The sequence below is a fragment of the Paenibacillus prosopidis genome, assembly GCF_003337375.1.
GTDB classification, from domain to species: Bacteria; Bacillota; Bacilli; order Paenibacillales; family Paenibacillaceae; genus Pristimantibacillus; species Pristimantibacillus prosopidis.
In genome coordinates this window covers 117,181-143,286 of sequence record NZ_QPJD01000009.1, presented here as the reverse complement: position 1 = coordinate 143,286, position 26,106 = coordinate 117,181, and the positions used below count along the sequence as shown (strand labels likewise).

The window sequence follows — 26,106 nt, the reverse complement described above, 5'->3', positions numbered from 1 at the left end:
ATGTTCGCATATAATAAGCGTGAGGTGACTAACGTATGGCTATGAAATTATCGGAAATATTTGATCGGACCGCTGCCCCATCACGCGAAGAGTTGCGGTTGATATACGACTATATCATCCTTCCATTGGTGCTCAAAGTAGTCAAACATAATCAGCGTGAATTGGATAAAAAAGCCCGTTCTTTACGCAGCGTTTTCGTCAGAGCCGCTGACCTTATTATTGCAAAAATAGACACTGATCTCACGATATCCAGACGGAAAATGCTCAATCAGAATATCGTAGTAAATGAGATTAATAGCGTCCACAATTACGTAACATATCAGATTAATTATCACGGTTATGAGGAGCGTCTAACATTCTCACGCGAATACTTACTTACAGAAATTAATACAAGTATATCTACGTATACTTCAGAAATTTTTCTGAAGAAATGACGAATTCATACATTTAATGCCCGCTGATCGAGTTCATTATCTTGCTTACGTAATGAATCTTGCTAACGTAATGAATACGATCAGTGGGCATTTTTATTTTGATTTATTTACTTTAGATATATATGAGCCTTTGGTTGAGTTGGGCAGTGTTTACTTCTTCTGTCTCGAAACATAATTCTCCAATTTATCTCTAAATTCTATTAACGCTTCTTTATTATTTATTTAAACAATATCCTTAATGTGAAATGTTTGTCAGTACTTTCAATCCAATGGGCAGTACACTTTATTCAACATTACTGCTAGTTAGTTCAAAGGCTGCCGAGCGAATCCTTGCCTTCTGTTTTACGCAAAAGCAACTACGAAGTATAAATGATTTTACTTAACTCATTATGAAGACCTTCAGGTATCTCGTAGCCTTGTCCGCTATCTGCTGTATCTACAAGTAAACCAGTTCCCCCTTCTTCTTTCGTGATGTTTAAGACATATTTCTTTTGCGAGCCGTCTTTAAATGAGATATGCATTAGAAACAACACACCATAATCAAGTTCACCGTTCATCTTCTTTGCCTTGTTTATCGCCTTAACAAAGGTTTTTATTTCATCAGTATCTTCAAAAGTTTTTTCTGTAAAAGGAGGCTTCTCCATCTGTTTGCACAAATCAGCACATTCCAATCTAATATTCAATATCTCTTTTTCTTTCACCGCATTGCAGCCGAGGAGTCCACCAAACAAAATAATTAATATTAAAATGAAGAACCATGATTTAATAATTGCCACTCACCTCAGGTAAATTCATAATATCTAAGTTTCAATTCTCCATTAGTAGAAGTTCAACTAAGGGATTAAATGAAAAATCTTAATTTGCGTTACTAAGCCATCTTTTATCTCAAATTGTAAGTAGTTATATTGATCGTCGTTAATTTCGTATGCAAAATTATTGGGTACTGTTCTTCCATCTTTAGCAATTTTTATATCTGGATAAGCGTCTTTAACCTCTTGATCTGTACTACCCAACTCTATTCCCTTTGAGGTTGTATAGCCTGTTTTAGAAATATTCATTGTCATTATCCAAAAATTTTTACCGTTACCCAGGGGGGAGAATAACTCCATTTCAAGTCCATCGTACTTAATTTTTTTTAATAGTGAACCTGTAAAACTATCTGCTAGTTCTACAATATCTTGAGAAAGAGGTTTGCCAAAAACTTGATCTAAATCAACTTCGTTATCCCAATCGTGGAGTGAAATAAGTTTGCCTTTAAAATTTATTGTAAATTCGTCGACTTGAGTTTGCTCGACGTTATTGTCTTCTTGTATTTGCTCTATGTTATTCTCGGCTTCCTCAGGTAATGTTGTGTATAAGACTTCATTGTTCTCTTTCTGACAGCCCAGTATTAAAAACAAACTCAAAAACAACGTTGATACAAGGATTTTTTTCATGTATTAACTCCTTTTCCTTAATTTGTTCTTGTAATGTTATTTAGACGTAATCAATGAGGATTTGTTACGCTATTGATTTTTTTTTTAGAAGGTCATTCATGAATAGCTAAAAAAATTAATCCCCTATCCAAACAGAAAAGAGGGTCACCTCCGTGACCCCCTTACTTCTCATTTAAGTTCATTCTGATTAAGCATTCGCATTAAGCTCATTTTGCATTTTAAGTTGATTGCGGTATACGATTTTCGAAATCGTAATGCTAATTTCATATAGCAAGAAAAGCGGTATGATTACAATTACATCGGACAGGATATCCGGCGGGGTGATTGTGACCGCTACAATAACAAGAAGAAAGTAAGCCAGTTTACGTGCCTTTGCTAAACGGTGCGGGTTCAAAATCCCGAGTTTCGTAAGGAACATAACAACCGCCGGCATTTCAAACAATAGGCCAAACGGGACAGTCATATGGATCATAAAGGTAAAATATTTTTCGGCTGTATACATGGTGGCAAAATCATTCGCAGCCATCTCATTCATAAAATGAAGAACCATCGGAAATAAAACAAAGTAACCAAAAAATATGCCAATCAAAAATAAAAAAGTGATGCTTGGTATAAAAAGCAAAGTAGCTCGTTGAGCCTGTTCCGGCACTGCGGGCTGAACAAATTTCCATGTTTGATAAGCGGCAACCGGCAGTGTTACCGCGATAGCGACCACACCTGCTATCATAACATACACCCACATTACATCCGATGGACCAAGTACGACCAGTTTTTGATCGATATCTCTTACCAGCCACTGATAAATATCACGTACGTAAATGAATGCCGCTACCATGGCTACCAAGAAAGCGATGAGGGTACGTATGATACGAGCCCTCATTTCCTCCAAATGTCCAAGTAAATTTTGTTCGTTTTGATTTTTCATATTACTTATTTGGAAGGACGCTTTCCTGTCCCGTCTCAGCTTCTTTCTTCTTCTCCTCGTCCTCGCCATTTACAAGACCGCGTGTAGCGCCTTTAAATTCACTTAACGTACGTCCAAAAGCTCTACCGAGTTCCGGCAGCTTAGATGGTCCAAAAATAATTAGGGCAATGATAAGAATCAACACCAAACCACCAATTCCAATGTTACCGAAAGGCATAATCATCATCTCCTAGAGGATAGTATTCAGCCACGGAGATAATCCGTGGCTGATAATAAGAATAAGTTTTAGTTACCCAGTTTAAATCCGCTAATCGCTACGACGCCGCAGCGTGCTTTTTTATCGCCAGGACGATGTGGCCAAGTGCTTGTCGGATTGTTCAGATCCGTTGTGTTCTCACCCGGATGCTGAACGGACAGGAATAGTGTCTGCTCATCAGGTGTAAAGAACGGGCCGGTCAATTCGCTATCGTTAGGGCCGGAAGCAAATTGCAGTGCCTTCGCTTGGTCAGCTCCACTCGTCGGAATAACGAACAGGCCATTATTCATGAAAGATTTGTGAACGCCTTTATTCTGGCTGCTGCTAGAAATATCTGTCACTACCCACAGATGGCCGTTCGAATCGAACGCCAAGTTATCAGGGGAACTGAATCCGGACTGTCTGCCCCCGGCTGCAAAGATCTCAAAGTCAAACTCAACCGAGCCCAAATCATTGCCGGCTTCGAAGATGCGAGTGATATGACCATGGATGTTGCCATGGATATCGTTATTCGTATGACAGATGAAGACTGTATTATCAAATGGAGAGATTTCAACATCCTCCGGACGGTCAGTCGGTGTTCCTCCCACGAGCAGTGCTGCTTCATGGCAGTTAGTTACAACGTCAGCTTGTGACTTGAACTTCTTAATAAGATCTTCTTTTTTAGCTGAAACCCCGTATGGGTTTTTAAATTTCTCGTTATTTAGCACCTTAGTCACTTCTTCTAAAGTAACCGGCAGCCATTTACCCGATTTCAGGTTCGCAACATACAGCGTTCCTTCTTCAAGCAAAGCGGAGTTGGAACGGCCTTTTAATTTATCATATTTGCCTTTGCTTACGAATTTATAGACGCAAGCGTCTTTCTTGTCGTCGCCCATATACACGACAACGCGGCCATCTGCTGCAATACCCATTGCGGTATTCTCGTGATTAAAGCGGCCAAGAGCAGTATGCTTTTTAAGGAAAGACTTGTCAAAAGGATCAACTTCAACTACCCAGCCGTAATGCGTTTCAGGCAATTTAGCGTTTGCTGCAGTTTCAGCAAAGTTCTCTTCGCATGAAAGTACCGTGTTCCACAACGTCACGCCCCCGGAACAATTTGCAAATGTACCAGTAGCAGTCGTCGCGTTACCAAGCGCAGCAGTTCCTTTTGCTGGACCTGTAATATCAAATTTTGTCATTCCATTAATTCGGCGGGCATATTTAGAAGATGTGTCCATTTTCCAAGTCCCGTTCTCGTCACGGTATACCTCAATTACGGACATTCCCTGATAGTAGAGATCTTTTTGAATCTGGTCTGCTGTCATTTTACCGTCAACAATTGGACCCAAAGAGAAGATATTTGTGTATTCATGATTCGTTACAAGCAATCCGCGCGTGTTTGATCCATTGATAGGAAAGTAAGCGTTATAGTCGGCTCCTTGACCGAATTTTTCACCAGCTTTGTTTATAACATCATCAAAAGCCGCGACAACATCATATTTGAAGTTTTTCGGAAGAACCAGCTTGTCTTCTTTAGAAGGTTGAATCGGATTAAAGTATCCGCTGACTTTGTTTGTTTTGAAACCAAACAGGTGGTCGGCCGTTGATGACATTGCGGAAGCTTTTCCATCCAAAGTGCCTAACCCTGCGGATGCTGCAGCTAAAGCGGCTGCCCCGGTTCCTAGAAAAGAAAGAAACGTTTTACGATCCATGTTCTTATTCAAAGTGTCCACTCCCCGATTTTAAGTTGCCTTCGAGGACAAGCATATTCGATGAGTGTAAACCCAATGTCAGCCCAATATGTAGTTCGTGTAAAAAGGTTCTATTCAATAAATAGAACCGGCTTTGTATTCACTCATACCATGTAAATGAAGGGGATGGTTCTTTTTGGAAGAAAGCGGTCTGTTTCCAAAAGTCAGTATTATCGTAATTACGCATAATCGTTGGAGGTATACCAAGCAATGCTTAGATAGCTTATTAAACGATAACGATTATCCTCATGTTGAAATTATTATTGTTGATAACGCCTCATCCGATGAAACGAAACAAAGACTGTCTGAAATCAGCAGCTCGAACATCAAAGTTATTTTTTCTCCGGTAAATACAGGTTTTTCCCGCGGGAATACGATTGGATGCAAGGCCGCAACAGGTGACATCCTAATTCTATTGAATAACGATACGATCGTTACGCCAGGATGGATCTCCCGATTAATCGGGCCGCTTATGGATAATCCCGATCTCGGAATGGCTGGCCCCATGACGAATTATGCCGGAAACGACCAGAGGCTCGACCATTTTATCGGCGATTCTGCACGAGGTGCGGATCCCGATTGGTTAGCCGACTTTGATCAATTTTATAAAGGACGCTGGCGCTACACCGATTTCTTAGTCTTTTTCTGCGTGGCCATTAAACGGGAAGTGTATGAGAAGGTGGGAGACCTTGATGCCAATTATGGGGCCGGTATGTTTGAGGATAACGATTACTGCGAAAGAGTTAAACAAGCCGGATACGGTATGGCCATCATTGAAGATGCTTTCGTTTATCACCACGGGAGTGTCACCATCAAGCAGCTAAAAGACGACGAGTACCGTTCATTATGGAATAAAAATAAATCTTACTTTGAGCGAAAATGGGGAAAAACGTGGCACCTGAAAACACCGGCGACAATTTTCGATACGTTCGAACCTCAGGCAATAGCCCAAAAGGTCGTCCAAGCAGCAGATAAAACGAGTATTCTCGTATTAGGTGAAAAAGATTGGCCCGTCATCAAACAACGCTGGCAGTATCTAACGAGTACGTTGGCTGCTCAAGATGACTATTTGGTTATAGCACATATTTATAAGTTTAACGGCAGACTTATAAATGGCATTCGCAAGGTCGGACCCTCATTTTATATCACAAACCGTCTCGACCTGTTTGCGCAAACTCATTTTGATTTGATCCTTTATTGCGGCGAAACCATCATACGAAGTCATCTTCATTCTCGCTTCGTTGTCGTCGACGGGGTTTGTTATTCCCACAAAAATCAGGGACAATTGCCTGAAATCAAGGATGTGGCCGTATTTCATGAAGAGCATATTGAGCAGCTTGCAAGAAAATTAAGGAAATACCGGTTTTAAAAAACGAAAGGACTCTCTCCGAGGAATACCGGGGAAAGTCCTTCATCGGACCGCAATTTCGGAAAAAACCTGTAACGTCAACCTTGCGCATTTCTCCCAAGAAAACTTCTCAGCTTGTTTCACAGCTTTGCTTCTTAATTCCGAACGGGGAGTATCATTCAGAACCTCCAGGATCTTCAAAGCGATTTCCTCTGGGTCATTGGGATCGAACAGCGCTGTCTCGCTTGGCGAAAGTTACTTTCCCAGAACCTCCCTTGGCTGCATATTCTCTTTTTTTTGCAGTTGATTTGGAATCCATTGATACATATTTCTCTTCTACAAGAAATCCAAGTTCAGCAGTGAAAACCGTTGCGGGCACTTCCTTCATCGGTTCGGATCGAACCCGATTAAATGGTACGAAAGTTCGGGAGTTGTCTAGCCCGTATGATTGAACGTTCGGGTCAGAACGGCCTTTAGCCCGTTTGATGATACTGGTAGTCTAGGAAGTCCTGGGATAGCTTGCTCACCGCATACGGGCTTAACGGTCGCAGCGGGTTCGTTCCTTGATCGGCGATTCTTCCAGGTATACGACCCCTTACTTCTCGCTGGTCAGGCAATCTGAATTTTGTTCTCGATCTCTAGCTTACGTACGTCTTCTAAAAGATGTTCATCTGACCGACCGATTAGGGTGTCCGTGGTGAATTCCAGGAGGTCATGACGAAGCTTTGGGCAGCAATTCGCATTCGACGAGGCCAACTTCACCCGTGAGGTTGCTCATATAATCCATCCGGCTTCTTAACCTTTAAGTTCCATAAACATCCACATCTTCCTCGAGACAGAAGGTATTCGGCGAGATGACTGCCTGCGAATCCGGTGATAATGGGATCAAGGCTTTCAAGGCTTTCAAGGTTTCATGCGTTTATATCCCTCCCGGATGGAACGAATGATTCAACGATTCCCCTTATGACGTCCTTGAACTGTTCCGGCCCGTATTTTTGTTCGACCCAGTTCAACCCATTATTTCGAAGATTTTCCCACAATTGTTTATCTGTATAGCATCTGACGACTTGTTGGGCAAACTGCTCCGGATCGTTTCCTACAAGCACTACCTGCTCATCCAGACTTAATTGCTTCGCGATTAGCGGCGTAACCACGGGCGGCAGTCCGTGAGCCAGGCATTCCAGCAGTTTGATCGGGATCCCTCCGGCGTATCGTGTGGGAACGATAGCTACCCTGCATTGATTAAAATAATCCCACAACCGATCCACCTGGCCGGTTACCGTGATGGAATCCGATGACAATTGCTGGATCGATGGTAACCTGTTCGTTCCCACGATCCAAAGCCGGGCTCCCGTCAACTGGTGAATCATCGGGTATATCTCGCGGACAAAATACAACATCGCGTCTTCATTCGGGGATGGGGATTCAAGAAATCCGCCGACAAACAAAATATCTTGACGCTGCTCGAAGCTGTTGAAAGTCGGTATTTTCTCCATGCAATGGCCCAGCACGTTTACGCGATCGATTCCGTACTGGTTAAGTAATGCTTTCTCGTTTTCGGATACGGTCACAATTTCATCCGCTCTGCCGATCATATCGAGTTCTTTTTGGATTAACTCATTTTTGTCCTCCTTAGTCAAGGTGTTCCCCTGCAGCTCAAGCTTCAGAATTTCTCTGAACGAAAACAAGGCTTCCGCATCATAAATAACTTTTATATTGCGGTCGATCATCCGGATCGCAAAGATGATTTCCATCATATTGTGCGGGCGGCTGATCCAAACGGCATGGTAATAATGTTTGCGGCTGATGAAAAACTGCCGGAAATCCAGCTTCTCCTCCTTCGTATTAAATAACACTTCGATTCCTTTACGCTGAAGGAGCCGTGTGTAGGGTTGCTCCCTTTTCTGCGGGATTTGTAAGGGAAACAACGTCACCTGGCAGTATTCGGAGAGAAGCTCCAAAAGTTTATAGCTTCGGGGGAAACCCGATCCGAGTTCGGGATTCGGTATACGGTCCTCGACGAACAGCAAGCGCAGCTTCTTGGCGCTGCCGTGCTCCCTCGTCAGCAGACTGTTCCCGGTCAGATGCGAGTAGTAAGCAGACAGATGCTCTTTCCACTTACCGACAAATTTTTCCCGGTTTCGAATTTGCATTTTTATCGGTTCCGAATCGGACTCGGAACTGCCGAACTCGTAATGAATGATGATGGCCGAAGGGTCATACATGACCTTATATCCCATACTTCGAAGCTTCATGCATAAATCGGTCTCCTCATAATAGGCGGGCATGTACTGTTCATCAAACATTCCCGCCTGCATGAACAGCTCTTTGTTCACCAACAAACAAGCGCCAGAACAGTAATCCACCTCCCGGGTATAGGAGTATTCCGGTTTCAACGGATCGTCCCCTCTGCCGTATCCGCTGCAGGAACCATCGTTCCAGATCACGCTTCCGGCTTCCTGGAGCTTTCCGTTCGGAAAGACGAGTTTGCCCCCTACAGCACCGCAGCGATCGGTGGATTGAGCGGTTTCCAGAAGGTTCGATAGCAAGGACGGAGTAATCTGGGTGTCGTTGTTCAAAAAAAGCAGCCATTTGCCGGACGCCGCCAATGCTCCCTGGTTGCAGCCCCTTATAAACCAGACGTTCTCGTTATTTTTGATCACAACCGCATGTTTGATCTTGTTTAACAATACGGATGTTTCGTCCGTCGAAGCGTTGTCGATCAGAATGATTTCATACGGTACGTCCGCGTAGGCCATGATCGTCTCTAAACATTGAAAAGTATATTCAGCTTTGTTATATACAACCAAAATGATGGATATTATGGATTGTTCGAATACGGGCAGTTCCAAACAACTAGATGGATTGTTTAAAAAAAGGTTCGTTTTCTGTTTTAGAAAAAAGTTAAGGGAATCGATTAAATCGCTGCGCTCCATACGGCATACCTCCAATAATCGTTAACCTCATAGATAAGTTTCCACCAGGTCAAATAAACTACTTAAATCCTTTGTGATCCAACAATAGAGCTGTCGAATGTCCTGCATCCGCGATTTATGACAAAACAGTACTACATCGTCCGTGATAACAATCAGCAAATTCAAATTATCCAAAAGCAAACTTTTCATCATGCAGACAAAGAATTAAAAACCTTTGCTCAGGTCTGCTCTTCGTCTCGAAAATCGCTGTTCCCTATTGGTATAGCATAAAAATGAATACATAATCGGAACCTTGATCCTTTATGACCCCATAGATTGAATCACTTTTAATGGTATCTTGGAAAAGCAGCATTTGATCCTTCAGATTTAATAGTTGGTTGTTGAGGAACTTTAAAAATTACTCTATATATAAATTTTCGTTTCTCGTTCTTACAGAGAATCTTCTTACGACTACCCCTTCGAGTTCCGTTTTTCCTTCATTTGACCCCAAGCCCAACCGTTGTAGACGGCGTCGTTGGGGATCCCAAATCTCGGACAGATGCGAGATGTTCCACTTCAATAAATAGCTGTAATAACCGGGATCCCGGAGTCCGTGGATCCCCCATCAATATGTTCAAGGTTGGGATAATCCTGTACCTATTTTCTTTCGTGCTGAATGTGCCTCCAATAATTCAACAAATCCTCCATCTTTTTCTCGAACGGAATCTCCGGCACCCAACCGGTTCTTCTCGAGAACACGGAGGAATCCCCCTATAGGATCTCCGCGTTGGATGGACGAAGACGAATTGGATCTACTTCTATCTCAATTTCCGCATCCGTAAACGAAAGTAATGTTTGAAGCATTTCTTCGATGGTAACTGCCGTTCCGGCTACGATATTATAAACTTCACCCGGTTCGCCTTTCTCAAGAGACAACCAATAACCCCTCACAACGTCTCTTACATCGGTATAATCCCTTTTCGCTTGAAGATTGCCAACTAACAATTTCTGCTGCTGCAAACCAAATTCAATTTTGGAAATTTGTTTGGCGAAATTAGAAGTAACAAAATGTTACCCCCGTCTCGGGCCGGTATGATTGAAGGTACGGGTACGGAAGAATTTCATCCCATAGCTTTGATAATATTGATAGCCGAGAAAATCCTGAGCCTTGCTTACTGCATAAGAACTCAGCGGACCCAGCGGATTCGTTTCCATGATGGCCATTTTTTCCGGATAGACCATCCTGTATTCCTCGCTAGAGCAAGAGATTTGGATTTTGCAATCAGAGTCGTATTTTAGGACAGCCTCAAAGATATTGATCCGGCTGACACTATTGTTAATTAGGCGTATCCGTGGGGACGAAGCTTTGAGCGGCAAGGTGAAAAATTAAATCAAGACGAATTTCATTTCATTCGATTCACGGAATAGGGATCCTTCAATTCACACTCCACAAGCTCTACATAGATGCTGGATGTGCTCCATTCGGCTTCTTAGCCGATACGTTCCATACACTTTAACGTTTCCGCGAGACAATAAATACTCGGCCAGATGGCTGCCGGCAAAGTAGGTGATTCCCGTAATAAAGCTTTCATGTTACGAATCCCACCATTAAATACTGGCGAATTAGGCTAACTGTAATATCAATATGTCAGCTGAACACATATCGTCACGGCGATTGCCTTTAATAGGGGAGAATCCGGCTAAATTAGAGAATTTGATGAATTCGTTTATTACGGATTTTTCACATTAGCATACGATGTTCTGAACTGAAAAAAGGAAGCAATAGGTGGAAGATTTAAGACGGGAGAAGAGGGAAACGAATAATTACGGGAGTGATGAGCATGGCAGAGGAGAACTTAAAAAACAACGATACCGACAGTATTTCATGTTACGCAATATAAGCTGGTTCGCATGGATTTATAGTCTTATGAGGGGATGTTTTCCAGATGATATTGTTATACCTAAAGTGGGAGCTGCTCATTTTTTGAATATATGGGATACGATTTGAAATAGGTCGATAAACTGTATCTCTTATGTTACATCCGTAATTGTTTCTCCGGTTCATCTCCTTAACAAGGCTCTAGGAACCTCCTTATAAGCACAGGCAGCTAGCTCAGTATGTTCATAAAATACATTTAAGAGGTGATTATTAATTGGTTAACAACAAAATGTTAATACATCTTCATATAGCAAAAACTGGAGGTGAATCTCTTAATCACGTTATTAATAACAATTACTCGAAAGAATTAACATATAATGTTTACCTTACAGAAGATAGGATAATAAATGACAAACTGAAAGAGATTTCATTAACAAAGCCACAACCACAGTGTGTTCAAGGTCATTTTCCTTTTGGTATTCACGAATATTTTAACCAACCATTTATGTATGTTACCTTATTAAGAAACCCAATTGACAGATTAATCTCTGAGTATTATTTTATACACAGTTTTTCATGGCCACCATGGTTGGATAAAAATAACTCAATGCATCATCAACTTTTAAATTTTAGTTTAGAGGAGTATATCAAATACCCTGCTAATAGGAACAAACAAACCCGTCTAATTTCTGGAAATTCCCATTCTGAAAAAATGAAATTGTTAGAAAATGCTAAACAAAATATTCAAAAGTATTTTGTAGTAGCTGGTATTACCGAAATGTTTGCTGAATCCTTTTTTTTAATGAAAGAGAAACTAGGTTGGAGAAATATTGATTATAGAAAGACAAATGTTACAAAGATTAGACCTAGAATACATGAATTATCTAGTGGGATTATTAAACTTATTGAAGATAATAATGAAATCGACATTAAATTCTACAATTTTGTAAAAGAAAAGTTAATGAATCAAATTGAAGAATTAAACACAGAGGATAAAGTAAAGCTGAATTCCTTTTTAAAGGATAATAATAGTAATAGTAAAGGTGTATACCCTGATTGTAATGGGTAGAATCGAGTACGTTCTTAAGTTGAACATAAACAGGTTCTCTGTACGATTGATTTCAAGAATGTCGTTGAACATCTAGATAGTTTGGTTGATCTGGGATTTCATACTCATCTTTTCGCCTTAGTTGCTATAAAAATAGCGACTGGTGGAAGACCTTGTCCATCGTTTTAAATAGCTGCGACCCCAGTCGGGGCGGTCGAGGCATCCCGTTTTATCTTGTTCAGGATATTGAAGAAATTTATTACCTCCCAATGGCCTCCCGAATGGAGGAGAAAGTCCATCAAACTTATCGAATGCCGGTTCATCTGCCTGATAAGACTGTTGATTCCAGGCCGTAAACAACGTTTATGTCATCCATGGCTTCCCTAAGTCGTATCACTTTCCGTCATATGTACAGATTGCAAAAAGAATTCAATACACACTTATCAATATTTCAAGGAATTACGGTATGGTTTACCGGTTTATCCGGTGCAGGGAAAAGTACCATCTGTCAATTGGTTAAAGATAAGCTGTCGGCGGTCAGGTTTTCGGTCGAAATATTAGATGGTGATGAAGTTAGAAAACATCTCTGTGCAGAGTTAGGATTTTCCCAAGAAGACCGGTTTAAAAATATCGAACGCGCGGCATTTATTGCAAAGCTCCTTTCCCGTAATCATATCATTGTGTTGGCCTCATTTATTACCCCTTACAAAGCGATGAGAGACTATTTGAAACATGAACTCGATCCATTTGTGGAAGTATACGTAAAATGCTCTCTAAAGGAATGTATTCACAGGGATGTAAAAGGTTTGTACCGGCGCGCTCTTGACGGGGAAGTTGTACAGTTTACAGGTATCTCCGATCCATATGAGGAACCTGAGCATCCGGACTTAATGATTGATACTGAATTTGAAACTTCTGAAAAAAGTGCGCTAAAGGTGCTCGCTTATTTGCGGCAGCAAGGATTTATTCATTTCGACGAAGAGATGAAATAATAAGCCTATGTTGCTGCTAACCCATAATATCCGGTAATTAAAGGTGTACGCTGTCAAAGGTCTGACGTCATTTAGAGACGATGAAAGGAAAGTCCCAAAATGAGACTTTCCTTTTACTTACCCAAACTGGATCTGGCAGGTTTCCTTTTTTCGTAAATGAAAGGCGGCTTCCCTCATGGTGATTTACCATCTCGATCGAGGGCTACTTACCACCAACGCTTGCTGATGACAATTCAATCTGGATGACGAGTTTCTTCTGCAACAATTTCGCACTGAAGATCAATCCGCTACCGGAAGTCAGCGGACGATTGCAACCGAGCTTGTCCCAAAGCTCACTATCCGGCTAAAATGAGCGCCTTCGGGACGAATATCCGGCCTTCCGCTCAGATAAAGCCGGTTTTGCTATAAGCCCGAGCTTTTATTTGGACTATCTTGGCGCTTATGTTTAACCAATCTATTATATATCCAAACAATGTTTCCAGGCTATTAAAGATATTTTTTGTAACCCTTTTGATCCAATAATTCATATAATTCTTTTATATCCTTCGTACGGTCTTTACGGCAAACGAGCAGTGCGTCCTTTGTCGAAACAATTAACAAATTCTCTATTCCGATGGTAGCGACCAATTGATCGGATTTCCCGTAAATCACATTGTTTTTGGTGTCGATTCCTTCAGGAGTCCGTATACGATATTTTGTTGATGATCCTTTTCGGCCGTTTGTTCAAGTGCATCCCTTTACCTAGATCGTCCCATCCGCATTGAACGGGGACCATATAGATAGAGCGGCATTTTTCAATAATACCGAAATCTATGGATTGTTTTTCGATCTCACTATAAATAGTGTAAAACTGATTGTAATCCATTTTTTGTCCTATCAATTTCTTGATCTGCAATAGTTTTTCATACAAGTCCGGCAAATGGGACTCCATTAATTGGAATATGGTAGACGTTTTCCATACAAAAGCACCCGTATTCCAATAATGCTGCCCGTCTGCAAATATGTTTTGCGCTACGGAAACTCGCGGTTTTTCAATAAATTGTTGAACCGGTACCAATTCATTATCGTCGCAGGCCGTCTTCTGAGAGACTCTAATATAACCATACTCTGTCTCGGGACGGGTCGGTTTGACGCCTATCGTAACGACGCAGGTTTCATGCTCCGCCCTTTGGACTGCTGTTTGCAGAGCCTGACAGTATATTTCCGGATCGGATATATAATGATCAGAAGGTAACGTAATTAAAACCGAATCTTCCTTCTCCGTCAGCCTGAGAGCTGAAAACCCGATACAGGCGGCAGTATCCTTCGCTACCGGTTCAGCTATTAGATTTTTTTCAGGAATCATGGGAAGCTGTTTTCTTATTTGCGAAATATAGCTATGAAGGGAAGTTACATAAATATCCTCAACGGGCAGAAATGATCTCAATCTTTTTACGGTATTTTGCAATAAGGTTCCTTCATTAAGGATAGATAAAAATTGTTTCGGAAAATGAGACCGGCTATATGGCCAGAACCGGGTGCCTTTCCCTCCAGCCATAATGACAGCTTTAACTCGCAAAGATAGGCCCTCCTTCTCCGGATCTGATATTAGATAAATTCGATTGTTACTAATATGTCAGCAGCGATCCGACGGGCACGGCGTTTGTTCTTAGCATAGGTTCTAAGTAAGTGTTCTTTGCTTGTCTAGGTGATTTCATCATCTTCGTATAGACTAGCTTCCCCCCCTATTCGTCCTGCATAAATTACAAGGAACTCATACCAAAGGGAGCTGAGAATAAGAAGTGAGTGTATGTAAAGTAATTAAAAAATTACCTTGTCCTCCGCATAAAAAGTTAAAACTCTGCCGTCGTCGGAAAAAGAAAAAGAAGACCGGGAATTCTTTTTTGAAACAGTTAAGGCGACTGAGACAGCAAATTGCAAGAATTACAAGAGTGTACCAGAGTAGGATTAACAGACTTTCCGCAGAAATTTCGCGGCTCACTGACTTCACCAATCAAATTCGCAACGATGTAAACATTTTACAGGCTCAGGTCAGTGCTCTAGCTACAGCACCGGGCATCCGAGATGTTCTGCTAGCTCGCTTAAATACCTCTATCGTCGTCGAGACCGATGCCGGTGCGATTTCAGGTACATTAATTGAAGTAGGAACGGACTACGTGGCAATTCTCGAACCTACCGGCGCGATCGTACTCGTCCCGCTTACTGATATTAATACATTTGTCTAAATTTATGAATCGAGGTGTAAGTTGGCATGGATTTTACTCAAGCGTTGGCACGATTTATCGGTCGTTCCGTCGAGGTTTTTCAGACCACACAATTTATTGTAGGAACATTGTCCGGGGTTAGCGATGGTTTTTTTACGGTACAGACAGCTCCAGATGCATATTCGGCTGGGGGGCAAGTCACCGTATTGGAAGTTAATACGGAATTCGTACGCATTCTTCCGGTCTAACTTTTTTTAATCGGAGCCTTTGGATTCACTTTTTTTCAAACTCTGTCCGAGTTCTATAATGGAATGAAACCATCTTTTCCAAGATTCATAGCAGGTGTGATTAGAGCTTGTCATGCTACCCTTTCGGAGTCTCCGATGATACAATGCTTTGTCTATATGCTGAACAGGTTGTTTCAAGGATAATCGAATCAGCATTTGAAAATCTTCGTATAATCGGCCTCCAAAGGGGTCTGACTCCCACCAACCTCCCAATTCCTTCAACGATTGAACATGATAACACCTCGGAGCAAGCGGATATGCTTGATCGAGCAGTATTTCTGGCGAAAACGTGGATAGGGCGGACTTTCTCTTGCGAAAAATCAGCTGTTTATTGTCTCTTTCAAACCATTCGTAATGATCGGCGTAATAAGCTCCTTGCTTCGTCATGTTATTCACTTTATCCGCAAAGACAGCCAGGCAGTCGGGTGTCAACCAATCATCCGCATCCAGTTCAACCAGCCAACTTCCCTCAGCCTTTGAAAGCGCCTGGTTTAAACAAAAGCTTTTCCCGCGGTTCACCTCATTGCGAAAGATGGAGATACGGGGATTATCGGTCACATCACCCAATATGCGCGCCGTATCATCCTGTGACCCGTCATCAACAATCAGGAGCTCCCACTCCGGGAAAGTTTGAACAAGTACGCTGCGGATAGCCCATTCTAAATATCCGGCATTGTTGTACGTGCAAATCACTACGCTGATCAATGGATGATCGCTGGAACTGCCGGCTGAAGGCTTCGCCGCCAAAACGGGGTGTAAACAATCCCATTCCTCCCGGGTGTTCTTCCATTTGGCGCTTTGGTTCTGCCGGCATTTCCAAGAATCCGTCCGTATTTCGTTCCAATGCCAGGTTGGGGAAAGGCGAAATTGCATTTCAAGCAGTATATAGTGCTCGAACGGCAGGTGTCGTGCTGTTAAGAAGCCTGGATTATCTCCTGTCAGGATGGCTTCTTTTCGCCAAATGACAGGCCCTCTTGGAATAGATTGTGTTTGTTTCATTGGTGGCAAGATAATTCCTGCTGAATCGCCCGGAAGATTCCGGAGCCAGCCCTTCAATTCTTCAAAAAATAAATCGGTGATGCGTTCACCCGCAAAAAGAGTTATAAAAAATGAGCTGGAGTCTTCCCGTATTTCCCTGTTTATGACATCTGCATAATCGGCATGTACGGAAATCATCCGGGCATCCGCGAACGTTTTGCGGACACTATGTTCCGTAAGCCTCAGGGCTAATTCTTGATGATCCGTATTTAGGATAAATACAAGCATAATCGGGGTCACTTCCCTGCGGGGTTGAATGATAATTTACAGTGTATGCCGAAGCATGCAAAGGCTTGCAGGTCCATTTTTTTATATGATCTTACATATGGCACTAGTGATGGACTATGAGCTCTCCCAGTTGTACATACTTTCCAGATTGATACCGGTCGATCTTTCTAATTCAGAAACATAAGCTTTTGCTCTGCTTGATATGAATAAGATAACAAAGTCATTCAGCGCAAACATTCGATCCAAAGGAGAATGAATAAATGGGACCTTTTGCGAAAGACCTATTAAAAGACAAGGTTGTTCTCATCACAGGTGGAGCCACCGGCCTCGGCCGCGCTATGGGGGAAAAGTTTCTGGAGCTTGGTGCTAAGCTTGCGATTGCAAGCCGCCGTGAGGATACGTTGAAAAAAGCCAGTGAGGAAATGAGCCTAATCCAAGATGGAAGCCAAGTGTTCTACAAAAGCTGCGACGTTCGGGATCCTGCGCAGGTTCATGACCTGATGGAGGCGGTGGAAAGCCGTTTTGGTCATATCGATGTGCTGGTTAACAATGCGGCTGGAAATTTCATAAGTCCTACCGAACGCCTCTCACCCCGAGCGGTAGATGCAGTCTTGAATATCGTTCTGCACGGCACCTTCTACACCACTTTGGAGGTCGGGAAAAGATGGATTAAGCAAGGAAGAAGCGGAACCATGCTCAATATCGTTACGACTTATGCATCCAATGGCTCGGGATACGTCGTACCATCAGCGGCAGCCAAAGCAGGGGTATTAGCCTTAACCCGGTCTGTGGCGGTAGAGTGGGCCCCATATGGCATCCGCCAGGTTGCCATTGCACCGGGTCCATTTCCTACGGCAGGCGCTTGGTCACGCCTCTCGCCAACGCCGGAACTAGAAGAGAAAATGATAAGCCGCGTTCCTCTGCGGCGGATCGGTGATAAAGAAGAACTCGCTAATCTGGCGGCTTATCTAATCTCCGACTATGCAGGCTACATTAACGGTGAAGTCGTTACCATTGACGGAGGAGAATGGCTGCAGGGCGCCGGCCAATTCAATAGTCTGTCAGAGGTTACCTCTGAGCAATGGGATGCTTTAGCTGAAATGACACGCAGGGGTAAGTGAAAGTGCTAATTTCTTGATACTTCTACTTTTCGCCTGTTTCGGGACCATATAACGACTGGTATCAGTAAAAGCGAGAGGAAACCTCCGGCAAGGGACAGAGTTGCGTAACTGGAATGAGCGACAACCATACCAGAAAGCGCTCCACCCGACGCCCCAGCTAAAGCAATCATGACATCAATCGTTCCTTGAGTTTTGGCGCGGGTCGCTGGATTAGTCGCATCCACGATAATAGCCGTCCCACTAATTAAGCCAAAGTTCCAACCAAGTCCCAGCAACGAGAGTGCGATGATGAGTACCAAAATAGAGTCGGCGGGCGCAACAGCTGCGACAATACCAGCAGCAAGCAGAACACCGCCTGAGGCATACGACATTGCTGTGCGGCCGACCTTGTCAACAAGTATACCAGTCACGAGGGATGGGAGGTACATCGCGCCAATATGGATTCCTATAACTAAGCCTATCTCACCCAAACCATGTCCATGATGCTTCATATGTATTGGCGTCATTGTCATGATTGCGATCATTACGATCTGGGTTAAGATCATAACGGTAGCCCCGACTAAGATTCCACGGTTGTTACTTGTAATTGTTTTCGTAGTCTTGTCTGAGGGGCTGCTCTGATTTGTCTTGGCTTTGGCAATAGCTTTCGCTACAACAAATGGGTCCGGGCGGAGGAAAGCTAAAAATACTAACCCAGCAAGGATGAAGGCTGCGGCTGCTAATATAAAAGGTCCTGCCAGGGCTGGGATACCAAGCGATAAAGCGAATCGCCCCATAACATCTACCAAGTTTGGACCGGCAACGGCACCGAATGTAGTCGAAACCATTGCAATACTAACTGCTGTTGCTCGCTGTGTAGGCGCTGCTAAATCTGTACCTGCATAACGAGCTTGTAAGTTTGTAGCCGTGCCTGCACCATAGATAAGCAGCGAAGCAAAAAGAAGTACAATACTATGGCTTACAGCCGCAAACACAACTCCGATTGCACCAATACCTCCTGTTAAGAATCCTGTTGCGAGCCCCGCACGACGTCCATAACGTTGAGATATACGCCCAACAAGCAGCGCGGCCACAGCAGAACCAAGGGTTAATAACGCAGCAGGAACACCTGCAAAACTTTCCGATCCTAACATATCCTGGGCAAGGAGTGCTCCAACAGTAACTCCTGCAGCAAGTCCTGCACCACCAAATATTTGTGAGATGACTACGATAATCAATGTACGTTTATACAATCGTCTTTGCATATTCGGGGAATCGTAATCTCGTAAATGAATTTCTTTTATACGTTGGAGTTCATGCGACATCGCTCAGAACCACCTTTCTAGGTGTTTATTTGATTGGAATCTGCAGCCCCAATTGCGGATACCGCATGAACCTTTATCAAGACTTCATTGTCTGATTAAAACCTTTTACAATCAACCATATTGGAAAAATGATTTCAAATACTGCCCCTGGAATATACAGGATCATTCCTATATCATAACCGAAAATCGCTGAACAGCCGCTTGCTAGCAAAGCTGCATATCCAATAAGTCCAATGACTGATATAAATCGTGGTATTAGTTTCGATTTATATAATAAATAACAAAAGATCAGACTACCCAAGCTAAGAACCAACATAGCCATTTCAAAGGCCATATAATGTCCTTTAATAGCTGCACGCCCTATAGTTTGAAAATAGGAATCACCCGCAGCTCCTGCGGTTATATATTCTTCACTTAATGTTATTAGTACTAGCGGGCTGAGTATACTCACTATGAGAAGTGCAGACTCAATTATCCTGGACCCAAAGTACCCAAGTGCTATAGCTTCATTATGTTGTTTTAAAATTGGAAACATTAACAATGCTATGCCCACAACTGCTGCGGAGTTAATTAGCTCAAAGAATATTCCTGCTATAACTTTAGTTCTGTCCGGATAGAGATTGGAAAGAAATTCAGGATGGTTTAGAACCGATTGTAAAACCCCATCACCTATCATGAAAGCAGCCGTGGCAACTAGAAATAATACGCCTACAATTCTTGCAGTCTTTTTGTTTGAATTCATTTTCTCTCTCCTTTGTGTTGGACGGGGCCGGTTATAACTTTCCATGCCACCTGCTCCATTTACAAGGATTATATCTACAATTTGGTATTAACGTATAGATACTAAAGTATTGTTGTGCTACAACAGACCCAACTCGCGGGCACGCGCTACTGCTTCGGTGCGCCTTTGGACCTGAAGTTTGCCAAAAATATTCCGATTGTGCCCTTTAACAGAACTCAAGGCGAGGAAAAGCCGCCCGCTAATCTCATGATTCGAGAGTCCTTGGGCAATGAGTTTCAGCACTTGTAACTCACGCTCGCTCAATGGCTCGATAAGCGGTATGACAGGGGGCAATTTGTCGTCTCTCTTCTGCTCCTCTTCAAACACAGCCATCAGCTTACCTACATAGTCCGGTTTAATCCCATGCGCAGCTGCATCGGACAAGAGCCTAACCATCGGCAAACCTTCATCGACGAAGATACGTATAAAGCCGCCCGGCTCTGCCAGCGTCAGCGCATCATTTATATGCTCCACAGCCTTGTCCTTGGCGCCATGCAAATGTAGAGCAACCGCCTGAAGAACCATCACCTTGAACCGTTCATCCACCCAACCCTTTGCGTACATCTGTTGGCGCAATGGCTCCAGCACCACCAGTGCTGAGGACGTGTCTCCCTGGGCCAAGTGGACCCGTGCCTGGCTTATGGGGAGTTCATGCGCCTGAGCCAGATGCGCCGCTGCCGTCAGATTTCCCTGGTGAAGCAGCGTAAGCACTTGTGCGGCATCGATCTCAGTCATCCGATTCAAGATGTTATGCTTGCGCACGGATTGAGCAGCCTTAGCCAAAGTAGCGGCCGCACCGGTCACATCTCCATGGGCAAGCTTCAGACGGGCTAGAAACACCTCACAGGCAATGAATCCTTCTGTGTTCTCTATCTGCCGCGCCAGTTGGATGCTCTGTTGCACATGCTGTAGAGCGTCATCCAGATCGTTCCATTCGTAGCATAAACGGGCTAGGCCAAGATGCGCTTCGCAGGTAGCCGGCAGAGGCAGATCTCCTGCCAAGTGCAGGACGCGCCGGTAGCTCTGATCCGCCATATAGAGCCGGTTTTCTGCTTCCGCTAAGTTGCCCAAGCCGATTGTAGCCATTATGGTGATGTTGTTATCCCCAATCGCCTGGCTGTAAAATAAAGCTTCGTTATAAGCCTGGCTGGCAGCGGCACGATCCCCCTGGAGCTGGCAGGCAACCCCCAGCATCCAGGCAGCGGCAGTGCGAACAGACAGGTTTTCGGGGTGCAGAAACTCCAGGGCGCGTCGCGACTCCGCAATGATGGCTTCTACCTGGTGCTGGTGGAAATCTAACGCAACCCGTATGGGGGCAATATATCCTATAAGGTCATTGGTCTTGTCGTCTGGCTCGGTGCCTTGCAGGGCTGCCTCAGCAGCTTGTAATTTCTGTTCGATGGCTGTCGGTTGGCCGGCAATGATTAACGCAGCCAATGCGGCTCGTGTGGCGGCAATAAGTCCAACACGGTCTCTGGTCTTATCGTCTGGCTCGGCACCTTGCATGGCAGCTTCAGCAGCCTGCAATTTTTGTTCGATGCCGGTTGGTTTGCCGGCAACCACTAACACCGAAGCATACATCACCCACAACGAAGGCCTAGCATCCATTACCTCAGCCGGCAGCGACTCCAGCCAATTGAGTACAGGGGCAACCGCGCCGCGAAGGTGCAGGGGCATCCCCTCTCCTTCAACCAGTCGCGCGGCGCGTTCAATATCATTGGAAACAACAGCATGGTGAAAAGCTTCAATCTCCAGACCATTGTCTTCATACCACACGCTGGCTCGTTGGTGTAATTCGGCCACGCTTCTCTCGACACCCTCTGTAGAAGAGACAGTACTCTGGTGCAGACGCTGCCGCAGCAAATCAGCAAAGAGATGGTGATAGCGGTACCAACGCCGCTCGTTATCCAAGGGGACGATGAACAGATTGGTCCGTTCGAGATATTTAAGGGTTTCTTGCCCGGAAGATGAAGGGTCGATCAGAACGGCATCACAAAGCGGACCGCACAGGCGGTCGAGGATAGACGTGCGCAACAAAAATGTCTGAACGCTTTCGGACTGATTTTGCAAAACTTCTTCAACCAGATAGTCCAGTACGAAATGGTGGCTGCCGGTGAAAGATTGGATAAAGCTGGCGGCGTCTTTATGTCCATGCATGGATATCGCGGCTAATTGTAGGCCGGCAATCCATCCTTCGGTGCGGGTTTCCAAGGCGGCGATGTCTTCCGATGAAAGGTTTAGGCCCATCACCTGGTTGAGAAATCCGGCGGCTTCGAAGGAGTTAAACCGCAAGTCTGTCCCGCGCAGTTCGGTCAATTGGCCCCGGACGCGTAACCTACCCAGGGGTAGATTCGGCTCTTCGCGAGTTATGATAACAATGTGTATCTGTGGCGGCAGGTGCTCGAGCAGAAAGGTGAGTGCATGATTAGTCGGTTTAGCATCGATAACGTGGAAGTCATCAAAGACAAGGACGAAATTGTCTTGGATGGTAGTAATCTCATTGAGCAGGATCGTCAGAATCGATTCGGTTGGCAGTGGCTGAGGCGATTGGAGCATGGTAAGCACGCCTTCTCCTATATTCGCCGCAATCGTCTGTAAAGCAGCAACGAGGTATTTAAGAAGGCGTGCAGGATCGTTATCCCTTTCATCCAGTGACAGCCAGGCGACCGGTCGCCTGCAACCGGCGATCCATTCGCTGACCAGTGTGGTTTTACCAAAGCCGGCTGGGGCTGAGATGAGGGTCAGTTTGCGGTGCAGTCCCTCGTTCAACCTCTCAATCAAACGAGGGCGTAATACCACTTTAGTCCGAAGCGGAGGGATATATATTTTAGTGGATAAAATTAGCATATTCATTGATCAAATATAACACTGCAGCACTCTGTCATCAACTTAAAAACAGCAAATGCAGTCCGTTTTCCTCAATCCGAATCCACTCGCTCATCTATGTTTACCCCTTTACGGCCCCGGCCGTCATACCTTCAACAAGAAATTTCTGCAAGAATACGAAAATGATCACAACCGGCAGCACGCTCATGACGGATGCCGCCATCATGCTGCCCCAGTCCGTCTGATACAGCCCTTTGAACAGGCTGATACCGGGCGTAAGCGTCCGATGCTCCTCGTCGTTAATGAACACGAAACCGAACATGAATTCGTTCCAGGCGTTCAGGAAAGCGAACAGCGAAGTGGCAACGAGACTTGGAAGTGAAACCGGCATTAAAATACGGAAGATGATCCCCACACGGGAGCAGCCGTCGATTTCCGCCGACTCTTCCATTTCAAACGGGACCGAATCGAAAAATCCTTTCATCATAAACGTACAAAGCGGTACCGTGAACGTTGTGTAAGCCAATATCAACGACGAGTACGTGTTGATTAGAGACAGGTTCTTCATGACCAAGTAAAGCGGGATCAGCAGCAGCACGCCTGGTATCATCTGCGACAGCAGCATGGCGATGCCGAACAGCTTCACCCCGCGGAACCGGACGAACCGGCTTAACGCATAGCCCGCAAAGATCGAGATGATCAGCGACGCGCCAGTCGTCACTGCCGAGATGAACACGCTGTTTTTGAAAAAGGTCAGAAATGCCGATCCGTGAAGTACGTTTTCAAAATGCTTCCAAGTCGGCGCGCTGATCCAGAATGTCGGATTAACCGTCCGGATTTCCGCATCCGGCTTAATCGACGTAGCCAGCATCCACAGAAACGGGAACAGGCAGTATACGGAAAACCCAATCAGCACCGCATAGGTCAGTAAGGTTAAAAACCTTTGTTTGCTTCTGCTAATCAGCATTTGATCACCTCCTGTTTTTTCTGACACTGAAGAAATAATATAAAATGAATCCGCTGATCATAAAGCCGAGCATCATGGAAGCAAGCGCGGAAGCGTTGCCGAAGTTATAATCCTGCATAGCATAGCGGTAAATCATGATAGGCAGTGTCTCTGATGAATACAATGGACCGCCTTCGGTCATAACCCAAATGAAATCGAAGTTGATCGCCGTCCAAATGATATGAATGAACACGATGGTCAGCGATACGGTTTTGAGCTGCGGCAGCACAATGTACCAGAAGCGGCGGCGTACACCCGCACCGTCGATAGCGGCCGCTTCTACGATATCCCGCGATACCGATTGCAAGCCGGCCAATAAGCTGATCGTATAGAACGGAAAGCTTCGCCAGACGTTGACGAACACGACGGTCAGAAGAGCCGTATTCAGTTCGCCCAGCCAGTAGTAAGGCTCCTTGAGCAGTCCAAGCTTGACGAGCCATAAGTTGATGATGCCGTAATCCGGCGTCAGCATCCACGTCCATGTCATACCCGCTATAACGATCGGGACGACCCAAGGAATGATGATAATGGCGCGGAACAGCGTTCTTCCTTTAATCTGCTGGTTCAATGCAAGGGCAGATAAAAGTCCCAGTGCGTATTCCCCGGCCACGGACAGGATCGTCCATACGGCCGTATTCTTGAGCGCCGTTCGGAAGTATTCGTTTTGAACGACTTCTTTGTAGTTCGTGAGTCCCGCGAATCCGCTTAATGCTTTGTTCATCAGGTTCTTGAACTGAAAGCTGTCCAATAGGACGGTAACGAGCGGATAGGCGTTGAGGAGTACAAAAAAAAGCAAGGCCGGCAGCACAAACAAATAGGCAAGCCGTTTTGTTCTCTTCTCTCTAAGCGTCATCGCAACAGCGCGCCATTTCCCCGCACGCTTCGCTGGACGTTCCAGTTCGATCGGTTTCATCTCATTCACCACATTTATCAAGAATTTTATAGAAATAAAAAAGCAAGCATAGGCTTGGGAGCGCTATTACTCCTGCTACGGTATCCGTCCTATGCTTGCCCGTTCAAATCAGCTTGTAATCAGCTTCCGCTCAGTTCGCCGGTTTTGCTCAGACTGTCGTTAATTGCTTGCGAGAGCCATTTCGCCACATCTTCCGGCTTATCGTTTTTCAGCATGGCACGGGCAAGAGAATCCTCCATCGCTTTCGTGATGCCGCCGAGGGAAACAGCCGGGAACACAACGCCTTGTGAGGCCAACGCCATGAAATCCTTGCCCCATCCGCTATCGTTGACTAGGTCGCTGCGCGGGTTTTTGCCGGGGTTAACTGCTTTTTGGTATTCGGCGCCGAGCAGATAGGAAGCGAACTCCCATGCCTGGTCCGGATTCTCCGATTTGTACACGTACAGAGGTGCGATTTCCATGAAGGTGGCCGGTTTATTTTTGTATACCGGTGCCGCGACTTTAACGTCTTTCATGCCATCCGGGTTTTCGCTGCTGCGCCCTTCGATCCACGGACCGTTGACGACCATCGCGTATTGGGCGAGAACGAAGTTCTGGTCCTCTTCTTCCCAGCCCCATGTTTTGGCGTCCGCTTGGATTGCCTTAGCCGCGAGCAGATCCTGGTAAAACTTGAATACCTCGGCCGCTTTGGCCAGCTGGTCCGGGTTGTCCTGCCAAGTGTTTTTATATTTGCCGTCTGCTTGCTTATCCGCTAGTGTCACATCGTTTTGCGCCAGGTACATGATCAGCTCCTGCGGAGAACGGACACCGGCCCCGGCGATGCCGAACGCTTCCTTACCCGTTTTCTCCTTAATCACCGGAGCCATTGCAAGAAGTTCGTCCCACGTTTTTGGAGGGGCGGTTATGCCTGCCGCTTTCAGAATATCTTCATGGTACAACAGGGCGCGGATGCCGAGATAGTTCGGGAGCGCTTTTGTTTTGCCTTCCACCGTCAAAGCCTCCAGCACATTCGGATAGATGTTCGATTTGTCCGCCCATTTATCCAAATAAGGCGTCAAGTCTTGAAGCGCATCCATCTTGTTGAATTCGCCGAACCATTCGCTCAGACCCCAGCTCAGATCGGGAGCGTCTCCAGCGTTGATAGCCGCCACCAGCTTGTCGTGCATGACGTCGTACGTGATGACCTGGAGATTGACGTTGATCTCCGCATGGCTGTCATCGAATTCTTTTACTTTCGCCTGAATCGTTTTGCCTTCGTCCGTGCTCGGGTCAAGCGCCGCCCAAAAATCGAGCGTAACGGCCTCTTGCGCCGGTTCGGCATTACCGGTTGGTGATGCGGCCGGCTCGTTGTTTTTGCCGCCGCATGCTGCTAGAGCCGTTGACAGAACCAGAACCGCGGCCAATCCGAAAAGTCTCTTTTTTGCTTTCATGG

At 44.9% G+C, this 26,106-nt stretch carries 22 protein-coding genes and 1 pseudogene; 7 read left to right on the top strand and 16 right to left on the bottom strand.

From position 1 onward, the window contains the following. Positions 1–35: 35 nt before the first annotated feature. Positions 36–434 carry a YhjD family protein gene (locus DFP97_RS15550; RefSeq protein WP_114381105.1) on the top strand — a complete coding sequence of 133 codons (399 nt, stop codon included), beginning with the start codon at positions 36–38 and terminating at the stop codon, positions 432–434. Between the two features lie 356 nt (positions 435–790). On the opposite strand, the gene DFP97_RS15545 is transcribed toward DFP97_RS15550, so the two are convergent. The 5 genes from DFP97_RS15545 to DFP97_RS15525 all read right to left on the bottom strand — a co-directional run bounded on the left by DFP97_RS15545 (position 791) and on the right by DFP97_RS15525 (position 4,745). Next, positions 791–1,210 carry a YhfM domain-containing protein gene (locus DFP97_RS15545; RefSeq protein WP_114381104.1) on the bottom strand — a complete coding sequence of 140 codons (420 nt, stop codon included), beginning with the start codon at positions 1,208–1,210 and terminating at the stop codon, positions 791–793. Between the two features lie 57 nt (positions 1,211–1,267). After that, positions 1,268–1,870, bottom strand: a complete 603-nt coding sequence (locus tag DFP97_RS15540; RefSeq protein WP_114381103.1) for a hypothetical protein — start codon at positions 1,868–1,870, stop codon at positions 1,268–1,270. A 187-nt stretch (positions 1,871–2,057) separates the two neighbouring features. Continuing rightward, entirely contained in the window at positions 2,058–2,795 is a 738-nt protein-coding gene (gene tatC / locus DFP97_RS15535; RefSeq protein ID WP_114381102.1) for a twin-arginine translocase subunit TatC, read from the bottom strand. Between the two features lies 1 nt (position 2,796). Beyond that, positions 2,797–3,012, bottom strand: coding sequence for a twin-arginine translocase TatA/TatE family subunit (gene tatA / locus DFP97_RS15530; protein ID WP_114381101.1), 216 nt, complete (start codon positions 3,010–3,012; stop codon positions 2,797–2,799). A gap of 68 nt (positions 3,013–3,080) precedes the next feature. After that, positions 3,081–4,745 (bottom strand): PhoX family protein, encoded by a 1,665-nt coding sequence (locus DFP97_RS15525; protein ID WP_114381255.1) that lies wholly within the window; start codon positions 4,743–4,745, stop codon positions 3,081–3,083. Between the two features lie 175 nt (positions 4,746–4,920). On the opposite strand from DFP97_RS15525, the gene DFP97_RS15520 reads away from it, so the two are divergent. Further along, positions 4,921–6,153 carry a glycosyltransferase family 2 protein gene (locus tag DFP97_RS15520; protein WP_114381100.1) on the top strand — a complete coding sequence of 411 codons (1,233 nt, stop codon included), beginning with the start codon at positions 4,921–4,923 and terminating at the stop codon, positions 6,151–6,153. 890 nt (positions 6,154–7,043) lie between these two features. On the opposite strand, the gene DFP97_RS15515 is transcribed toward DFP97_RS15520, so the two are convergent. After that, positions 7,044–9,068, bottom strand: coding sequence for a glycosyltransferase (locus tag DFP97_RS15515; RefSeq protein ID WP_114381099.1), 2,025 nt, complete (start codon positions 9,066–9,068; stop codon positions 7,044–7,046). 750 nt (positions 9,069–9,818) lie between these two features. Beyond that, positions 9,819–10,580, bottom strand: a pseudogene (locus DFP97_RS15510) (GDP-mannose 4,6-dehydratase). 620 nt (positions 10,581–11,200) lie between these two features. Here DFP97_RS15510 and DFP97_RS15500 point away from each other — a divergent pair. Both DFP97_RS15500 and cysC read left to right on the top strand, forming a co-directional pair. Then, the gene (locus DFP97_RS15500) at positions 11,201–11,995 is read left to right on the top strand and encodes a sulfotransferase family 2 domain-containing protein (protein WP_114381097.1); all 795 of its coding nucleotides are present in this window, start codon (positions 11,201–11,203) and stop codon (positions 11,993–11,995) included. Between the two features lie 344 nt (positions 11,996–12,339). After that, positions 12,340–12,966, top strand: coding sequence for an adenylyl-sulfate kinase (gene cysC / locus DFP97_RS15495; protein ID WP_245976290.1), 627 nt, complete (start codon positions 12,340–12,342; stop codon positions 12,964–12,966). 486 nt (positions 12,967–13,452) lie between these two features. Here cysC and DFP97_RS31565 read toward each other — a convergent pair whose 3' ends face one another. Continuing rightward, positions 13,453–13,617, bottom strand: a complete 165-nt coding sequence (locus tag DFP97_RS31565) for a hypothetical protein (RefSeq protein ID WP_245976289.1) — start codon at positions 13,615–13,617, stop codon at positions 13,453–13,455. A gap of 22 nt (positions 13,618–13,639) precedes the next feature. Next, complete coding sequence (locus DFP97_RS15490; protein WP_245976287.1) at positions 13,640–14,524, bottom strand: mannose-1-phosphate guanylyltransferase; 885 nt, start codon at positions 14,522–14,524, stop codon at positions 13,640–13,642. Between the two features lie 373 nt (positions 14,525–14,897). Here DFP97_RS15490 and DFP97_RS15485 point away from each other — a divergent pair, with 373 nt between their 5' ends. Both DFP97_RS15485 and DFP97_RS15480 read left to right on the top strand, forming a co-directional pair. After that, on the top strand, positions 14,898–15,191 hold the full coding sequence (locus tag DFP97_RS15485; protein ID WP_181873541.1) for a DUF2642 domain-containing protein: 294 nt from the start codon (positions 14,898–14,900) through the stop codon (positions 15,189–15,191). A gap of 26 nt (positions 15,192–15,217) precedes the next feature. Then, entirely contained in the window at positions 15,218–15,418 is a 201-nt protein-coding gene (locus tag DFP97_RS15480) for a hypothetical protein (RefSeq protein WP_114381095.1), read from the top strand. 6 nt (positions 15,419–15,424) lie between these two features. On the opposite strand, the gene DFP97_RS15475 is transcribed toward DFP97_RS15480, so the two are convergent. Further along, a complete protein-coding gene (locus DFP97_RS15475) occupies positions 15,425–16,723 on the bottom strand; it encodes a glycosyltransferase family 2 protein (protein ID WP_114381094.1) in 1,299 nt (432 codons plus the stop codon). 260 nt (positions 16,724–16,983) lie between these two features. Here DFP97_RS15475 and DFP97_RS15470 point away from each other — a divergent pair, with 260 nt between their 5' ends. Further along, a complete protein-coding gene (locus DFP97_RS15470) occupies positions 16,984–17,844 on the top strand; it encodes an SDR family oxidoreductase (protein WP_114381093.1) in 861 nt (286 codons plus the stop codon). Between the two features lie 5 nt (positions 17,845–17,849). Here DFP97_RS15470 and DFP97_RS15465 read toward each other — a convergent pair whose 3' ends face one another. The 6 genes from DFP97_RS15465 to DFP97_RS15440 form a co-directional block, all read right to left on the bottom strand. Beyond that, positions 17,850–19,148 carry an MFS transporter gene (locus tag DFP97_RS15465; protein WP_114381092.1) on the bottom strand — a complete coding sequence of 433 codons (1,299 nt, stop codon included), beginning with the start codon at positions 19,146–19,148 and terminating at the stop codon, positions 17,850–17,852. 76 nt (positions 19,149–19,224) lie between these two features. Beyond that, positions 19,225–19,890, bottom strand: a complete 666-nt coding sequence (locus DFP97_RS15460) for a DUF4386 domain-containing protein (protein ID WP_114381091.1) — start codon at positions 19,888–19,890, stop codon at positions 19,225–19,227. 117 nt (positions 19,891–20,007) lie between these two features. Continuing rightward, a complete protein-coding gene (locus DFP97_RS15455) occupies positions 20,008–22,782 on the bottom strand; it encodes a winged helix-turn-helix domain-containing protein (RefSeq protein WP_114381090.1) in 2,775 nt (924 codons plus the stop codon). Positions 22,783–22,876: 94 nt separating this feature from the next. Further along, positions 22,877–23,722: a carbohydrate ABC transporter permease gene (locus tag DFP97_RS15450; RefSeq protein ID WP_114381089.1), complete on the bottom strand. Its 846-nt coding sequence runs from the start codon at positions 23,720–23,722 to the stop codon at positions 22,877–22,879. 4 nt (positions 23,723–23,726) lie between these two features. Beyond that, on the bottom strand, positions 23,727–24,674 hold the full coding sequence (locus DFP97_RS15445; RefSeq protein ID WP_114381088.1) for a carbohydrate ABC transporter permease: 948 nt from the start codon (positions 24,672–24,674) through the stop codon (positions 23,727–23,729). A gap of 119 nt (positions 24,675–24,793) precedes the next feature. After that, positions 24,794–26,104 (bottom strand): ABC transporter substrate-binding protein, encoded by a 1,311-nt coding sequence (locus tag DFP97_RS15440; RefSeq protein WP_114381087.1) that lies wholly within the window; start codon positions 26,102–26,104, stop codon positions 24,794–24,796. Positions 26,105–26,106: the final 2 nt, after the last annotated feature.

Bases quoted from the DNA above. Each gene is read 5' to 3' on its own strand.
- DFP97_RS15515 (WP_114381099.1), bottom strand. From the start codon at position 9,068: ATGGAGCGCAGCGATTTAATCGATTCCCTTAACTTTTTTCTAAAACAG.
- cysC (WP_245976290.1), top strand. From the start codon at position 12,340: ATGTCATCCATGGCTTCCCTAAGTCGTATCACTTTCCGTCATATGTAC.
- DFP97_RS15460 (WP_114381091.1), bottom strand. From the start codon at position 19,890: ATGAATTCAAACAAAAAGACTGCAAGAATTGTAGGCGTATTATTTCTA.
- DFP97_RS15480 (WP_114381095.1), top strand. From the start codon at position 15,218: ATGGATTTTACTCAAGCGTTGGCACGATTTATCGGTCGTTCCGTCGAG.
- DFP97_RS15525 (WP_114381255.1), bottom strand. From the start codon at position 4,745: ATGGATCGTAAAACGTTTCTTTCTTTTCTAGGAACCGGGGCAGCCGCT.
- DFP97_RS15440 (WP_114381087.1), bottom strand. From the start codon at position 26,104: ATGAAAGCAAAAAAGAGACTTTTCGGATTGGCCGCGGTTCTGGTTCTG.
- tatA (WP_114381101.1), bottom strand. From the start codon at position 3,012: ATGCCTTTCGGTAACATTGGAATTGGTGGTTTGGTGTTGATTCTTATC.
- DFP97_RS15455 (WP_114381090.1), bottom strand. From the start codon at position 22,782: ATGAATATGCTAATTTTATCCACTAAAATATATATCCCTCCGCTTCGG.
- DFP97_RS15475 (WP_114381094.1), bottom strand. From the start codon at position 16,723: ATGCTTGTATTTATCCTAAATACGGATCATCAAGAATTAGCCCTGAGG.
- DFP97_RS15465 (WP_114381092.1), bottom strand. From the start codon at position 19,148: ATGTCGCATGAACTCCAACGTATAAAAGAAATTCATTTACGAGATTAC.
- DFP97_RS15540 (WP_114381103.1), bottom strand. From the start codon at position 1,870: ATGAAAAAAATCCTTGTATCAACGTTGTTTTTGAGTTTGTTTTTAATA.
- DFP97_RS15470 (WP_114381093.1), top strand. From the start codon at position 16,984: ATGGGACCTTTTGCGAAAGACCTATTAAAAGACAAGGTTGTTCTCATC.
- DFP97_RS15445 (WP_114381088.1), bottom strand. From the start codon at position 24,674: ATGAAACCGATCGAACTGGAACGTCCAGCGAAGCGTGCGGGGAAATGG.
- DFP97_RS15550 (WP_114381105.1), top strand. From the start codon at position 36: ATGGCTATGAAATTATCGGAAATATTTGATCGGACCGCTGCCCCATCA.
- tatC (WP_114381102.1), bottom strand. From the start codon at position 2,795: ATGAAAAATCAAAACGAACAAAATTTACTTGGACATTTGGAGGAAATG.
- DFP97_RS15450 (WP_114381089.1), bottom strand. From the start codon at position 23,722: ATGCTGATTAGCAGAAGCAAACAAAGGTTTTTAACCTTACTGACCTAT.